The organism is Pseudomonas sp. S2_E01 (assembly GCF_054668365.1).
This window is the reverse complement of sequence record NZ_CP162762.1, coordinates 1,503,832-1,517,490: the sequence shown is the minus strand read 5'-3', so window position 1 is coordinate 1,517,490 and position 13,659 is coordinate 1,503,832. Positions and strand designations below refer to the sequence as shown.

Annotated in this window: 17 protein-coding genes; 9 read left to right on the top strand and 8 right to left on the bottom strand. The window is 60.3% G+C overall.

The genetic code is table 11. The features are described from left to right. Window positions 1-6 precede the first annotated feature (6 nt). Both AB4O36_RS06945 and AB4O36_RS06940 read right to left on the bottom strand, forming a co-directional pair. Complete coding sequence (locus tag AB4O36_RS06945; RefSeq protein ID WP_460122750.1) at window positions 7-525, bottom strand: ankyrin repeat domain-containing protein; 519 nt, start codon at window positions 523-525, stop codon at window positions 7-9. 96 nt (window positions 526-621) lie between these two features. Further along, window positions 622-2,460, bottom strand: coding sequence for a long-chain-acyl-CoA synthetase (locus AB4O36_RS06940; protein ID WP_460141326.1), 1,839 nt, complete (start codon window positions 2,458-2,460; stop codon window positions 622-624). On the opposite strand from AB4O36_RS06940, the gene AB4O36_RS06935 reads away from it, so the two are divergent. Together AB4O36_RS06935 and AB4O36_RS06930 are read left to right on the top strand one after the other, a co-directional pair. Then, window positions 2,423-2,695, top strand: a complete 273-nt coding sequence (locus AB4O36_RS06935) for a hypothetical protein (protein ID WP_460141325.1) — start codon at window positions 2,423-2,425, stop codon at window positions 2,693-2,695. The two genes, AB4O36_RS06940 and AB4O36_RS06935, sit on opposite strands and share 38 nt — an antisense overlap. 107 nt (window positions 2,696-2,802) lie before the next feature. Then, window positions 2,803-3,081: a DUF3509 domain-containing protein gene (locus AB4O36_RS06930; protein ID WP_192304269.1), complete on the top strand. Its 279-nt coding sequence runs from the start codon at window positions 2,803-2,805 to the stop codon at window positions 3,079-3,081. A gap of 138 nt (window positions 3,082-3,219) precedes the next feature. Here AB4O36_RS06930 and mtnC read toward each other — a convergent pair whose 3' ends face one another. The 5 genes from mtnC to aroC are packed head-to-tail and all read right to left on the bottom strand — an operon-like array spanning window position 3,220 to window position 7,364. Continuing rightward, entirely contained in the window at window positions 3,220-3,903 is a 684-nt protein-coding gene (mtnC, locus tag AB4O36_RS06925) for an acireductone synthase (protein ID WP_460141324.1), read from the bottom strand. Between the two features lie 4 nt (window positions 3,904-3,907). Further along, the gene (locus AB4O36_RS06920) at window positions 3,908-4,453 is read right to left on the bottom strand and encodes a 1,2-dihydroxy-3-keto-5-methylthiopentene dioxygenase (RefSeq protein ID WP_460141323.1); all 546 of its coding nucleotides are present in this window, start codon (window positions 4,451-4,453) and stop codon (window positions 3,908-3,910) included. A gap of 19 nt (window positions 4,454-4,472) precedes the next feature. Next, window positions 4,473-5,099 (bottom strand): methylthioribulose 1-phosphate dehydratase, encoded by a 627-nt coding sequence (locus tag AB4O36_RS06915; RefSeq protein ID WP_460141322.1) that lies wholly within the window; start codon window positions 5,097-5,099, stop codon window positions 4,473-4,475. Further along, window positions 5,096-6,244: an MFS transporter gene (locus AB4O36_RS06910; RefSeq protein ID WP_460122740.1), complete on the bottom strand. Its 1,149-nt coding sequence runs from the start codon at window positions 6,242-6,244 to the stop codon at window positions 5,096-5,098. The genes AB4O36_RS06915 and AB4O36_RS06910 overlap by 4 nt, the downstream gene beginning before the upstream one ends. A gap of 28 nt (window positions 6,245-6,272) precedes the next feature. After that, window positions 6,273-7,364 (bottom strand): chorismate synthase, encoded by a 1,092-nt coding sequence (aroC, locus tag AB4O36_RS06905; protein WP_460122738.1) that lies wholly within the window; start codon window positions 7,362-7,364, stop codon window positions 6,273-6,275. 129 nt (window positions 7,365-7,493) lie between these two features. Between aroC and AB4O36_RS06900 the strand changes: the two genes are divergently transcribed. Continuing rightward, complete coding sequence (locus AB4O36_RS06900; RefSeq protein ID WP_460141321.1) at window positions 7,494-8,447, top strand: alpha/beta hydrolase; 954 nt, start codon at window positions 7,494-7,496, stop codon at window positions 8,445-8,447. A 99-nt stretch (window positions 8,448-8,546) separates the two neighbouring features. Further along, window positions 8,547-9,335: a hypothetical protein gene (locus tag AB4O36_RS06895; protein ID WP_460122734.1), complete on the top strand. Its 789-nt coding sequence runs from the start codon at window positions 8,547-8,549 to the stop codon at window positions 9,333-9,335. Window positions 9,336-9,683: 348 nt separating this feature from the next. Here the strand turns inward: AB4O36_RS06895 and prmB are convergent, their stop codons facing one another. Then, the gene (gene prmB / locus AB4O36_RS06890; protein WP_460141320.1) at window positions 9,684-10,592 is read right to left on the bottom strand and encodes a 50S ribosomal protein L3 N(5)-glutamine methyltransferase; all 909 of its coding nucleotides are present in this window, start codon (window positions 10,590-10,592) and stop codon (window positions 9,684-9,686) included. A 239-nt stretch (window positions 10,593-10,831) separates the two neighbouring features. Between prmB and AB4O36_RS06885 the strand changes: the two genes are divergently transcribed. The 5 genes from AB4O36_RS06885 to AB4O36_RS06865 all read left to right on the top strand — a co-directional run bounded on the left by AB4O36_RS06885 (window position 10,832) and on the right by AB4O36_RS06865 (window position 13,616). After that, window positions 10,832-11,422 (top strand): cysteine hydrolase family protein, encoded by a 591-nt coding sequence (locus AB4O36_RS06885; RefSeq protein WP_460122730.1) that lies wholly within the window; start codon window positions 10,832-10,834, stop codon window positions 11,420-11,422. A 131-nt stretch (window positions 11,423-11,553) separates the two neighbouring features. After that, window positions 11,554-11,874, top strand: coding sequence for a hypothetical protein (locus tag AB4O36_RS06880; protein WP_460122728.1), 321 nt, complete (start codon window positions 11,554-11,556; stop codon window positions 11,872-11,874). A gap of 88 nt (window positions 11,875-11,962) precedes the next feature. Beyond that, window positions 11,963-12,520 carry a Smr/MutS family protein gene (locus AB4O36_RS06875; RefSeq protein ID WP_460122726.1) on the top strand — a complete coding sequence of 186 codons (558 nt, stop codon included), beginning with the start codon at window positions 11,963-11,965 and terminating at the stop codon, window positions 12,518-12,520. Window positions 12,521-12,597: 77 nt separating this feature from the next. After that, a complete protein-coding gene (gene folE / locus AB4O36_RS06870) occupies window positions 12,598-13,143 on the top strand; it encodes a GTP cyclohydrolase I FolE (protein WP_192304294.1) in 546 nt (181 codons plus the stop codon). 101 nt (window positions 13,144-13,244) lie between these two features. Further along, complete coding sequence (locus AB4O36_RS06865; RefSeq protein ID WP_192304296.1) at window positions 13,245-13,616, top strand: glutathione S-transferase N-terminal domain-containing protein; 372 nt, start codon at window positions 13,245-13,247, stop codon at window positions 13,614-13,616. The last annotated feature ends 43 nt before the right edge of the window (window positions 13,617-13,659 follow it).

Below are 13,659 nucleotides of genomic sequence, written 5' to 3'. Positions count from 1 at the left end.
TTCACATCAGCCCAAGAGTTTCTGCAATTGCGCCGTAGTATCGGTCGCCCCCATGGTTTTCGCCGCGTCCAGTGCCGACACGCCATTGGCGTCCTTGGCCTTCGGGTCGGCACCCTTGCTGATGAGGTAATCGACGATTTCCACACGGTTGAACATCGCTGCCATCATCAACGCCGTACGACCGTCGAACGAGGAACCTTCCACCTGTGCACCACCGTCTACCAGCGCCTTGACCACCGCCAGGTCACCCTTGAAGGCGGCGCCGGCAATCGGGCTCTGGCCGTTGTCGTTGCGGATTTCCGGATCGGCCTTGTGTTCGAGCAGCACTTTCACCGTTTCTACATGGCCATGGTACGCGGCCAACATCAGCAAGGTGTCACCCTTGTGGTTGCGCAGGTTGGCCGGCAGGCCCTTGCTCAACAGCGCAGCCATCATTGCGGCATCACCCTCACGCGCCTTGTTGAAGACCTGCTCGGCAAATTCGGCAGCTTCTTCGGGTGTCATCTGGCGGCCTTGATCGGACATTGGGAACTCCACTCACAGTTAATCGCAAAGCCGACAGTTTCCCGAGCGGCCTGGAACCTGTCACTTGTTTTTTCTCAAGCCGCGCCATAGCGACATTCAATAGCGATACTGGCCAGCGTCGATCTGCGCCAGTAACTCTGGCGTCACCTGCACATAAGTGTCTGTGCCCGGCAGCCATGCGTAGATCGGGTCATCACCGCTGCGCCCTGGATCGAAGGCTTCATCCTTGAGCCGAGTCTTCTGATATTTGAAGGTGCCGGTGGTTTCCATTTTCACTTTCACCCGCAGGAACAACGGCACCGCATACGCTGGCATGCGCTCGCGGGTGAAGGCCAGCAGCTCGCTGAAATCCAGGGTCGCCAGCGATTCGGCGGGAGTGATCGCCGCCATCCCGGCGCGCCCGTTGGTATTGCGCACTTCCACACCGTAGGCCACCGCTTCGCAAATGTTCGGGTGCTGCAACAGGATGTTCTCGACCTCGGTCGTCGACACGTTCTCACCCTTCCAGCGATAGGTGTCACCCAGCCGATCGACGAATTGGGCGTGGCCAAAACCGATGTTGCGCAACAGGTCACCGGTGTTGAAATAGCGGTCGCCCTGCTCAAACACATCGTGGAGCACGACTTTCTCGGTCTTCTGCGGGTCGGTGTAGCCGTCCAGCGGCGCCTTGTCATCAATCCTCGCCAGGAGCAGCCCGCGCTCGCCCTTGGCCACTTTGCGCATGAACCCCTTGGCGTCACGCAACGGCGCGCCGGTGTCGTGATCGTAGGCGGCCAGCTCCCAGACCATCAGGGAAAACCCCACGGTGTTGTCGAAATTGAGCACGTTGGTGAAACCGATGTTGCCATCGCTGGCGGCGTACAGCTCGCAGATGTGCTTGATCGCAAAGCGCGTCTTGAACGCTTCCCACGCGCCGGGGCGCAGGCCGTTGCCGATCATCTTCGTTACGTGATGTCGGCCGTCATCGGCACTCGGTGGCTGGTCGACGAGGTAGCGGCATAATTCGCCCACGTAGCCAATCGTTGTCGCGCGGTAGGCACGGACATCGCTCCAGAACTGGCTGGCGCTGAACTTGCGGCGAATGGCGAAACCGGATGCGCCTCTGACGGCCGAGCCCCAGCACACGCACAACCCGGTGGCGTGATACAGCGGCAAGGTGCAATAAACGATGTCATCGGGACGCATGTCCAGTGCGATCAGGCCGAAACTCGCGGAACTGCGCATCCAGCGGCCATGCTTGAACACGCCAGCCTTGGGCAGCCCTGTCGTGCCCGAGGTATAGAGATAGAAACAGGGATCGTCGGAAAAAACCTTCTGGCTGCTTATGGGGTTGTCATCAGGCTCGTCAAGCGTGGCCGTCATCAGGTTGATGTAGCCCTCAGGCGCGATGCCCGGTTGGCTCCAGGTGTCCTGATCGGCGACAAACCAGGTGCGTTGTGCAGCAATGGTCACCCGCTCGCGAACCGCTTCAAACGCTGGCACCAACTCTTCGCCGACAATGATTGCCACGGGCGCCACCAGATTGAGGCTGTGAACCAGGGCGTCACGGGTTTGCGAGGTGTTGAGCAATGCACTGATCGCACCGACCTTGGCCACCGCCAGAATGGTCACCAGCAATTCAGGCCGGTTCTCGATGAACACCGCCACCCCATCGCCCTTGCCGATGCCCTGGGCGATCAGGTGATGAGCGATGCGATTGGCCCACTGGTTGACCTGCCGATAGCTGAGCACGAGCTCCCCTTGCAGCAAGGCCGGACCATCGGGGTTGCGCAGGGTGGCCTGCTCGAACGTCCAGGCCAGCCCACACGCCTGGGTCGGGTCCGTGACGTTCGCCGCTTTCATGCCCTTCACCACCCGGGGGATGGCTTTGGCGATCGAAGGCAATTTGCGGAGCATCATGCCCCAGGTGATCGTGTCGCTCGTCGTGCGGCGCATGCAGGCTCCCGTTCGATCTTTTTATTGTCGGGCAACGGTGATTGAGCCTGAAAATACGTCAGCGGTTCTTGAGCTGTACACGCTGTTTTTGCAATGTTTTGTATCCGCCAACCGCACCGCCGTTTACGCGAACATCGACAATGGATTTGGTTCCGTACAAAAGACGCGCATCACGCAAAATGCAGGATGCACGATGGCCGTTCATGCAGATTGCACGAAGTCAAAAAATCGGTAGAAATTTAAATCATTGATTTATAAAGGAATTATAAAAACACGGTGCTGGCACAATCACTGCAACTCCTTGGACATGCTTGCCATTCAAAGCCAACGGAGCTGATAGACATGAGCCTGATCCAAGAAAAATTTTCGTCCCTGTTCTCCAACTTTGAAGTCACCACCCAGCCTCGCCCGGACGGCGGCATCCTGCTCACCCTGCGCAGCAGCGAGGGTCGCGTGTTCAAGCGTTCGATCTCGTACCAGCAGTTGCATGCCGGTGACCAACTGTCCTGGGTAATCAGCGCCATCCGCCGTGACCTGGCCGAACAGGCCAGCGAACTGCCACAGATTTCCATGCTGCAAAGCCAGCAGCGGTTTGCGTTGCCTACGTATCATTCGGCCTGATCGCAACGGCGCATAAACCTGTAGGAGCGAGCTTGCTCGCGATGGACGACCAGACGACGCGGGCATTCAGCCAGCCAGGCGTTTTCGTTGGAGTCCATCGCGAGCATGCTCGCTCCTACAGGGGGTCGGGGCCGAGGGTTAAAACGCCTCAGGCTCGATATGCGCGAAACTTTCCACCGTCACATGCCCCTCCAGCTCACCGCCCTCTCGCGCCAGGCCGCAGGTTTTCATCCCGGCCTCTTGTGCCGCGTCCAGCTCTTGCACGATGTCCGAAAGAAACAGAATTTCATGTGCGGGCAGGCCAATCGCGTCAGCGATGCGCTGATAAGACTGCGCTTCGCGCTTGGGCCCCGATGTGGTGTCGAAATAGCCGTTGAACAGCGCGGACAGGTCTCCCGCCTCTGAACAACCGAAGATCAGCTTCTGCGCCTGGATCGACCCCGATGAATACACGTACAACTGCAAGTGCTGGCGGTGCCAATCCTGCAACGCCTGAACGGCGTCCGGGTACACGTGTCCTTTCAATTGCCCGGCCTGGTAACCCTGCTCCCAGACCATGCCCTGCAACGCCTTGAGTGGCGTGGCCTTGCGATCTTCGGCAATCCAGCCCAGCAGGATGTCGATGACACGCTCGACATCAGCGTCCGGCTCGGCGCTGTCGCGGCGCACGGCATCCAGTTGTTCGGCGACATCGGCACGTGTAGCGTGCTGGCGGACGAAATCCGGCAGATGACGGGTGGCGTAGGGAAACAGCACGTCGAAGACAAAACTCACCGCGCTGGTGGTGCCTTCGATGTCGGTAAGAATCGCCTTGATCGTCATGGGCTCAGTCCTCAAGGCGCGGGAAGCGGCTGGCGATGTCATCGCCAGTAAAATTGGCCACCCAGCCTTCAGGGTTATTGAACAGACGGATCGCAACGAAGTGCGGGTACTCGCCCATGTCGAACCAATGCGGCGTGCCGGCCGGCACCGAAATCAGGTCGTTCTTCTCACACAGCACGGCGTATACGTATTCGCCCAAGTGCAGGGTGAACAGGCCACGCCCGGCAACGAAAAATCGCACTTCATCTTCGCCATGACGGTGTTCGTCGAGGAACTTGGCACGCAGCTCGGCTTTTTGCGGGTGATCGCTGTTGAGGCTGATCACGTCGACGGTGATATAATTGCGCTCGGTCATCAGCTTGTCGATTTGTTCCTTATAGGCGGCGATCACTTCTTCCTGGCTCGCGCCCGGCTGGATCTTTGCCGCCGCTTGCCAGCGGTCGAAACGCACGCCCTGCTCGGCAAGGGTCGCGGCGATGTCTTCGAAATGGGTCAGCACCTTGTTCGGAATGTCAGGGCTTGAGACGTGGTAAACGGACAGGCTGCTCATCAGGCAACTCCTTAACGGTTCAGGCTTGGCGGTTTAAAACCGCTCGGGTTTTCAACTCGCACTCGAACAAAAATTCAAAGGCCTCGATCTGCCGCAGGGCATCGCTCATGCGCGCGCCCCAGGTGTAGAGACCGTGACCCCGGATGAGGTAACCGACACAATCAGGGTGGGCTTCAAGCCAAGGCTGCACCTTGGCGGCCAAGCGTGCAATGTCCTGATCGTTGTCGAAAATCGGCACGCGCACTCGGGATTCGTGGGTTGAGACGCCGCTGAAGGCCTTTTGCAGTTCGTAGTCTTCGAACTCGATGAAGTCCTCGGGCGTGAGACGCGACAGCACCGTGGCGTTCACCGAATGGGTGTGCAGCACCGCGCCGATTTCCATGCGCCAATTATAGAGCTGGGTATGCAGCAAGGTTTCGGCGGACGGTTTCTTGCCCGCTTCCAGACTGTTGCCGGCCAGATCGGTGGCCAGTACATCGTCCGGCCCCAACTGGCCCTTGTGCTTGCCGGAGACGGTCAACAGTGCTTGAGTGGGCGACAGACGCGTCGAATAATTGCTGCTGGTGGCTGGCGACCAGCCACGGCCATACAGGAAACGCCCAGCGTCAATGATTTCCTGGGCGAGGTGTTCACGGGTAAGGCTCATGGCCTGTCCTCTTGCATACGTGTGGCAATGATAACGGCCGCAGCAAAGGCTGCGAGACTGGCAATACTAAAGGTCCATGCAGCGCCGAGGGCATTCCAGCTGTAGCCGGAATACAACGCACCCAATGCGCCGCCAGTGCCGGCCAGGGCGGCATACAAGGCCTGCCCCTGCCCCTGCTGGCGCGCGCCGAAACTACGTTGCACAAAGTGGATGGCAGCCGCATGAAAGCTGCCGAAGGTCGCCGCGTGCAGCACCTGGGCAAACAGCAGCACTGTGACAAATTCGGCGAACGAGCCCAGCAATAGCCAGCGCAACGCCGCCAGCAGGAAACTGGCCAGTAGCACCCGGCGCACGGAAAACCGCGCAAGGATCTTGCTCATGGCCAAAAACATCAGCACTTCAGCGACCACACCGAGCGCCCAGAGCATACCGATCAAGCCCCGACTGTAACCGAGGTGCTCCAGGTGCAGGGTCAGGAAGGTGTAATACGGGCCGTGGCTCATCTGCATCAGCGCCACGCACGCGTAGAAAGCCAATACGCCGGGGCTGAGCAATTGCTTGAGAAAACCGTCGCCAGGCAGGCGCTCGCCCTGGACCGGCTGGGCGTTCGGCACCCACAAGCTGCTCAACACGATGCCGGCCATGATCAGCACCAGCGCCGCCGGGTAGATGTCCAGGCTCAACCATTCGAACAGTCGGCCCAATGCCACCACGGTGATAATGAAGCCGATGGAGCCCCACAGGCGAATCTGACTGTAGCGCTGGGTCTGGCCTCTCAAATGCGCCAGGGTGATGACTTCGAACTGCGGCAGCACCGCGTGCCAGAAGAACGCGTGCAAGGCCATGACCATCGCCAGCCAGGCGTAGCTCTTGCTGACGAAGATCAGCGAGAACGTCAGCAAGGTGCAGATCGCACCGAAACGGACGATGGCCAGTCGCCGCCCGGTGTAGTCACCCAGCCAGCCCCAGATATTCGGCGCGACGCAACGCATCAGCATCGGGATCGCGACCAGCTCGCCGATGCGCGCAGCGCTGAATCCCAGGTGATCGAAGTACAACGCCAGAAACGGCGCCGTCGAACCGAGCAACGCGAAATAGAACAGGTAGAAACTGGAGAGCCGCCAGTACGGGAGCGCCGCGGCCATCAGACCGCGGCGACTTTCAGAACATGGATCAAAGCTGACCCAGCACCGGCGTGCTCACGCGCACGTCGGCGTTCTGCCCACGGTGGCGCAGCAGATGGTCCATCAGCACGATGGCCATCATCGCTTCGGCAATGGGTGTTGCGCGGATACCGACACACGGATCGTGGCGACCCTTGGTAATCACGTCCACCGGGTTGCCGTGGATGTCGATTGAACGGCCCGGCGTGGTAATGCTCGACGTCGGTTTCAACGCAATGTGCGCCACGATCGGCTGACCGGAGGAGATGCCACCAAGGATCCCGCCCGCGTTGTTGCTGAGGAAACCTTCAGGCGTCAGCTCATCGCGATGCTCGGTGCCGCGCTGGGCGACACTGGCGAAACCGGCGCCGATTTCCACGCCCTTCACCGCGTTGATGCTCATCAGGGCGTGGGCCAGTTCCGCGTCGAGGCGATCGAAAATTGGCTCGCCCAGGCCCGGCATCACGCCTTGCGCGACAACGGTAATCCTGGCGCCCACCGAATCCTGGTCGCGACGCAACTGGTCCATGTAAGCCTCCAGCTCCGGCACCTTGTCCGGGTCGGGGCTGAAAAACGCGTTCTGCTCGACGCAGTCCCAGGTCTTGAAAGGGATTTCAATGGGGCCGAGCTGGCTCATGTAGCCGCGAATGACGATGCCCTGGGACGCGAGGAATTTTTTCGCGATCGCACCGGCGGCCACGCGCATCGCGGTTTCGCGCGCCGAGCTGCGACCGCCACCACGGTAATCGCGCTCGCCGTATTTGTGGTGGTAGGTGTAGTCAGCATGGGCCGGGCGGAACAAATCCTTGATCGCCGAGTAGTCCTTGGACTTCTGGTCGGTGTTGCGGATCAACAGGCCAATGGCACAACCGGTGGTGCGGCCTTCGAATACGCCGGACAGGATCTCGACTTCGTCGGCTTCCTGGCGCTGGGTGGTGTGTCGGCTGGTGCCGGGTTTACGCCGATCCAGATCGCGCTGAAGATCTTCCAGGGAAATCTCAAGCCCCGGCGGGCAGCCGTCGACAATGGCGACCAACGCCGGACCATGGCTCTCGCCTGCGGTGGTGACAGTGAACAGCTTGCCGTAGGTATTGCCGGACATCAGGACGCTCCGTGAAATCGAACCCAAATACGTAATGCGCGCCAGTATACGCAGGCTACCCAACTAGTTCATCCTCGAACCTTATGCAGGCCCGCAAGTCCAACCGGGATCCTTGTGAATGATGGCGTCATGATGCTGCGAGTTTTAGTCTTGAGTCTTACTTTGTTTAGCGGTTTTGTGCAGGCCGCTGTCCTGCAACGACCGATCACGCTGGATACCGGCACCGGAGAACTGTTCGGCTCCCTGTTGCTGCCAAAATCCGACGAACCGGTGCCGGTAGTCCTGATCATCTCGGGGTCAGGTCCTACGGACCGCGACGGCAATAACCCCGATGGCGGGCGCAACGACAGCCTCAAGCGCCTGGCCTGGGTGCTGGCCAAACACAATATCGCGAGCGTGCGCTACGACAAGCGCGGCGTCGCGGCGAGCCTCGCGGCAACCCCGGATGAGCGCAATCTGTCGGTGGAAGCCTATGTGGCCGACGCCCAGGCCTGGGGGCGCAAGCTCAAGAGCGACCCGCGTTTCGGTCCGTTGATTCTACTGGGTCACAGTGAAGGCGCCTTGATCGCCAGCCTGGCCGCGCCAAGCGTCGACGCCGCCGCCGTCATTTCCATGTCCGGCACCGCACGCCCCGTCGACCAGGTATTGCGCCAGCAACTGGCGCGCAACCTGCCGCCGGCCTTGATGCAGCGTAGCAATGAATTGATCGACAGCCTCAAGGCCGGGAAAACCGACGACAACGTGCCCGACCCTCTCCAGGTGATTTTCCGCCCGAGCGTGCAGCCCTACCTGATTTCGCTGTTCCGCCAGGATCCGTCGGCAGCGTTTGCCGCGCTGAAGATGCCGGCACTGATCATCCAGGGCAGCCACGACATCCAGGTCGGTGTCGACGATGCAAGGCAACTGAAGGCGGCCAAACCGGACGCCGAACTGGCACTGATCGAGGGCATGAACCACGTCATGCGCATTGTGCCCAACGACGTGAAACGGCAACTGGCCTCCTACAAGGATCCGCAATTGCCGCTGGCCGCCGAACTTGGCGCGCGAATCCTCGGATTTATTGACGGACTTCGCACCCGTTAAGCGCATTTTACCCTCCAGTCCTCGGGAAATCGGCCGATAAGCCTTTGTCGCCAGCGCACGTGCGGGCGACAAGCTGAGCTTGGACAGGATCTCGCCGTTATGACCGATACCCAGACTTCACCTGACACCACCGCTGAAAAAGAAGCGCCGCCAGCGGTCGAGCTGCCCTGGGCGGACGTCCACGTCGAGCACCACAAGATGCTCCGCCTGGCGCCCTTGCAGACTGACCGCAACACCGGCGGGCGGCCGCTGCGTTTTGTCGAGTTCGGCTACGCCGAGCGCAACGACAAGAAACACAGCCTCCTGCGCATGACCATCTCCCTGCCCGCCCAGCGCGTGCGCAAGGAACAGAATCACCTCGACGTGTGGGTCGATCACGCCGAGAAACGTGTGCGTTTTGAACCGGAAAACTTGCAGATCGAGCCGATGAACCGTGGCATCGGCCGCTATCTGGCAGCCCAGGGCATCAGTTGGGCAAAAAAACGCTGGCCGACTTACACCTTCGACGGCACCGACCTGAACAACAAGGATGCGCTGAACGAAGACACGCGCCTGCGCCGCGACCACTTTTTGCGCGTTCATGGTTTTGACGTGGCCTACGCCGACGCCCAGCATTTGAAAGGCAGCGTCAAGGCCGTGCAGGTCGGCGACCTGCTGACCGACTGGAACACGGAAAAGCTGCAGCAGGTGGAAATTCTGGAAGCGGCGCAGATGCTTCAGCAGGCCGAACAGAATCTGGCCGAGCAGGAAGTCAAGCTCAAGAAACACGAGGAAAAGGTCAGCAAGTACAAACGCGAAGACGCTGGCCTGCGTTTCACCATCACCTGCCTGGTGGCGTTTGCAGTGTTTCAGGCCGGTCTGTTGATCTGGATTGCGACGCACCGCTGAGGCTCTGTAGGAGCGGGCTTGCCCGCGATGGGGCTTGACGGTGTACATATCCATTTCTGCGGTAACGGCCGCTTATGGTTCCGCCCTTACGGCGGGTCACTTTGGAAAAGCGCCAAAGTAACCAAAACGCTCGGCCCCTGACGTCCGGTGCCTCGCCTAGGCTCGACATACCCTCGCTCCGGCCCTGCTCCGTGGGCCCGCCGCCATCGGCCATCCATGGCCGGGGGCGGCTAACCCGGCATCCATGCCGGGTTGCCCACTGCGCAGAACCTCCACTCGGCCTTCCGACGGGGCAATCTGCGTCGTCCTTTAGAGCGCGGCTCTGCTTTCTGCAGAAGCGAGCCTGGGTCAAACGCGCGAAGCGAACAACGCCTGATGATCCCGGCACTGCTGCGCCGTCAACATGAACACGCCATGCCCGCCGCGCTGGAAATCGAGCCAGGCGAAGTCGACTTCCGGGTACAACGCCTCGACGTGAACCTGACTGTTGCCCACTTCGACAATCAGCAAGCCCTTCTCGGTCAGATGCTCACCCGCCTGGGCGAGCATGCGTCGTACCAGGTTCAAACCGTCATCGCCGCAGGCCAGGCCCAGCTCGGGTTCGTGCTGGTATTCCTGAGGCATGTCGGCGAAATCTTCCGCATCGACGTAGGGAGGATTCGACACGATCAGGTCGAAACGTTGCCCCGGCAAGCCATCGAAGCCATCGCCTTGAACCGTGTACACCCGCTCGTCGACGCCGTGGCGCTCAATGTTGCGGTTGGCCACCTCCAGTGCCTCGAACGACAGGTCGGCGAGAACGACTTCCGCGTTCTGGAACTCGTAGGCGCAGGCGATGCCGATACAGCCGGAACCGGTGCACAGGTCGAGGATGCGCGCCGGTTCGGCACCGAGCCAGGGGCTGAATTGCTTTTCGATCAGCTCGCCGATCGGTGAACGCGGGATGAGCACACGCTCGTCGACAATGAAACGAAGGCCGCAGAACCAGGCCTCGCCCAACAGATAGGCAGTGGGAATTCGTTCTTCGATACGACGCTTGAGCATGCGCTGCAGACGTACCAACTCATCGTCCTCGAGATTGCAATCGAGGTAGGCATCAGAAATCTCCCACGGCAAGTGCAAGGCGCCCAACACCAGTTGACGGGCTTCGTCCCAGGCGTTGTCGGTGCCATGGCCGAAAAACAGATCCTCCCCTTGGAAGCGGCTGACGGCCCAACGGATATGGTCACGCAGGGTACGAAGTCGGGAAGTGATCACAGCGGTAAACTCCAGAAAATACGACCCGTGATTCTAACAGCCAAAACGCACGACGACGACGCAGGAAAAACATGAGTACCTGTGTAGGACTCATCCATTTTTCGTGCTGCCCCTTGAACAAAACGAGGATCTTGACAACGCTGTAAGCCAGCAACGACGTACCTTGCGATGGTAGCGATTCACAGAAGCGCTCAGCCAGAGGACAATGTCGCAAAAGCCCCACCCGAAGGAGCCCCAGAATGTCCGTTCCAAAAACGATGTTTCAACTCAGTGGTCGCGGTTATGCAGCCGCCAATCTGAGTCATGCGACGCTTGTGATCATCGATGCCCAGAAAGAATACCTTAGCGGCCCCCTGGCCCTGAGCGGCATGGATGCTGCCGTCGCGAACATCAAGCAACTGGTCACCGCTGCCCGTGCCGCTGGCCGCCCCATCGTGCATGTGCGCCACCTTGGCACCGTCGGTGGCCTGTTCGACCCGCAAGGCGAGCGCGGCGAATTCATCCCGGGCCTGGAGCCGCTGGCCGACGAAACCATCATCGGCAAACTGTTGCCGAGCGCGTTCCACGGTACCGAACTGCTCGAACGCTTGCAGAATCTCGGTTCGCTGGACCTGATCGTGTGTGGGTTCATGAGCCACTCCAGCGTCAGCACCACCGTGCGTGCCGCGAAGAACCTGGGCTTTCGTTGCACCCTCGTGGAAGACGCCTGCGCCACCCGCGATTTGCCCTACAAGGGCGGCGTGTTGAGCGCTGACCACGTTCAACAAACCGAAATGGCAATCATGGCGGACAACTTCGCCACCCTGGCCATCACTCACGATCTGATCTGATCGACGCCCAATGAGCGGTTTATGCCGCCGCTCATCCGCAAATGCGGCCCGTTAGCCGTAATTGTCATAGCCTCAGGAACATCCCGGTCAACTTCCGGTCGAAGGGCCGATACCCATTGAGGAAGGTCGGAATGAAGTTATCCGATGGTTTTGACGCACGCCGCCTGCGGCCCAAAGGCCAAAGCAACTGGCGTTTTCGAATAGGCGCAGCGTTCGCTGCCCTGCTGGCCACCTGCGGGGTGTTGCTGGCGATGGCCGGCTCCGCCAGTTTGCTGGGCCGCCCGCCGGCACTCGGCGAACTGAACGCCAGCCCGCTGGGCTCGGCGATTATCCTGGCGATTGGTTTGTTCGTGCTCTACCTGGGCGTGTGGTTGTGGCGTCGTTGCCGTCGCCGCGCGCGCCAATCCCGCGAGCTGAACATGTCCCCGCACCTGATGAAAAAACACGACTGAATTGACGGCCTGGGCTGATAGGCAGGCCGCAATTGTTATCGATCCCCCCTGGACTTGGGTAAACTGGCCGCCCTTCGCGGAGGCTGACATGCAAGACGACGATTTTTCCCTGTTCAAAAGTGCGATCCAAGGCGTCAAGCCGATCAAGCACGACCGCGCCGAAACCGGCAAACCCAAGGCTGACCGCGCACAGATTGCCAAGCTGCGCCAGGCCGCCACCGTGCGTACCAATGACACTACCGTTGATGGCCTGTCCGATCAGTTCGTGATCGACGTCGGCCCCGAAGACGAGTTGCTGTGGGCCCGCGACGGTGTGCAGGAAAGCCAGATGCGCAAGCTCAAGGTCGGGCAGATTGCGTTTGAAGGCAGCCTCGACCTGCATGGCATGAGCGTGGAAAAGGCCCGGGAAACCTTGTGGGCATTCCTGGCCGAAGCGACGAAACTGGAAGTGCGTTGCGTGCGCGTCACCCATGGCAAGGCCGTGCGCCTGGATGGCAAGCGTCCGATGATCAAGAGTCACGTCAACACCTGGCTGCGCCAGCACCCACAGGTACTGGGTTTCACCTCGTGCCAGGCCAGGCATGGCGGCGCTGGAGCCGTTTATGTAATGCTCAAACGCACCATGATGGAAGGCCGCGACGAATAAAGCCGTTGCGACAAGCTTGCAGCGCCGTGTTTGCCACCGTACCCTTGCCCTTTGCGTAAAATCCCACAGGTAGTTTCATGTCCCTGGAACAGAATTACACCGAGATCCTCGGCCAACTCGGCGAGGACGTCTCCCGCGAAGGCCTGCTCGACACGCCAAAACGTGCCGCCAAAGCCATGAAGTACCTCTGCCGCGGGTATGAGCAGACGCTCGAAGAAGTCACCAATGGTGCCTTGTTCAGCTCCGACAACAGTGAAATGGTGCTGGTCAAGGACATCGAGTTGTACTCGTTGTGCGAACACCATCTGTTGCCATTCATCGGCAAGGCCCACGTTGCCTACATCCCGAGCGGCAAGGTGCTGGGCCTGTCGAAGGTCGCCCGGATCGTCGACATGTACGCCCGCCGCCTGCAGATCCAGGAAAACCTTAGCCGCCAGATCGCCGATGCGGTCCAGCAGGTCACCGGCGCCCTGGGCGTTGCAGTGGTGATCGAGGCCAAGCACATGTGCATGATGATGCGCGGTGTCGAGAAGCAGAACTCGTCGATGATCACCTCGGTGATGCTCGGTGAGTTCCGCGAAAATGCGGCCACTCGCAGCGAATTCCTCAGCCTGATCAAGTAATTCGATTGCACGAAAAAAACCGGCGCTCATCGCCGGTTTTTTTTCGTCAGCGAAAATCAGGTAAGCTGCGCGCCTTCTTTCGCCCCCGTGAGGCTTGTCTCGTGTTCGTCAAAGCACTTCGTGTCGGCCTCGGCCAACTGATCATCTTCATCGACTTCATCACCCGCCCAGGCAAGAAGCAGCGCCCCGCCGCCGCCCAGGCCCAGGTCGAAGCGGCGGCCAGGGACCTGACCCTCTATCAGTTCCACGCCTGCCCGTTCTGCGTGAAAACCCGTCGCACCCTGCGCCGCCTGAACGTACCGGTGGCCTTGCGCGATGCGAAGAACAACGAACAGGATCGCCAGACGCTGCTGGAACAGGGCGGCAAGATCAAGGTCCCGTGCCTGCGCATCGAAGAAAATGGGCAGACGACCTGGATGTATGAGTCCAAGGTGATCATTGATTACCTGGACAAGCGGTTTGCTGCAGTCTGATTTTTTTGCTGAATGGACTGACGCCATCGCGAGCAAGCTCGCG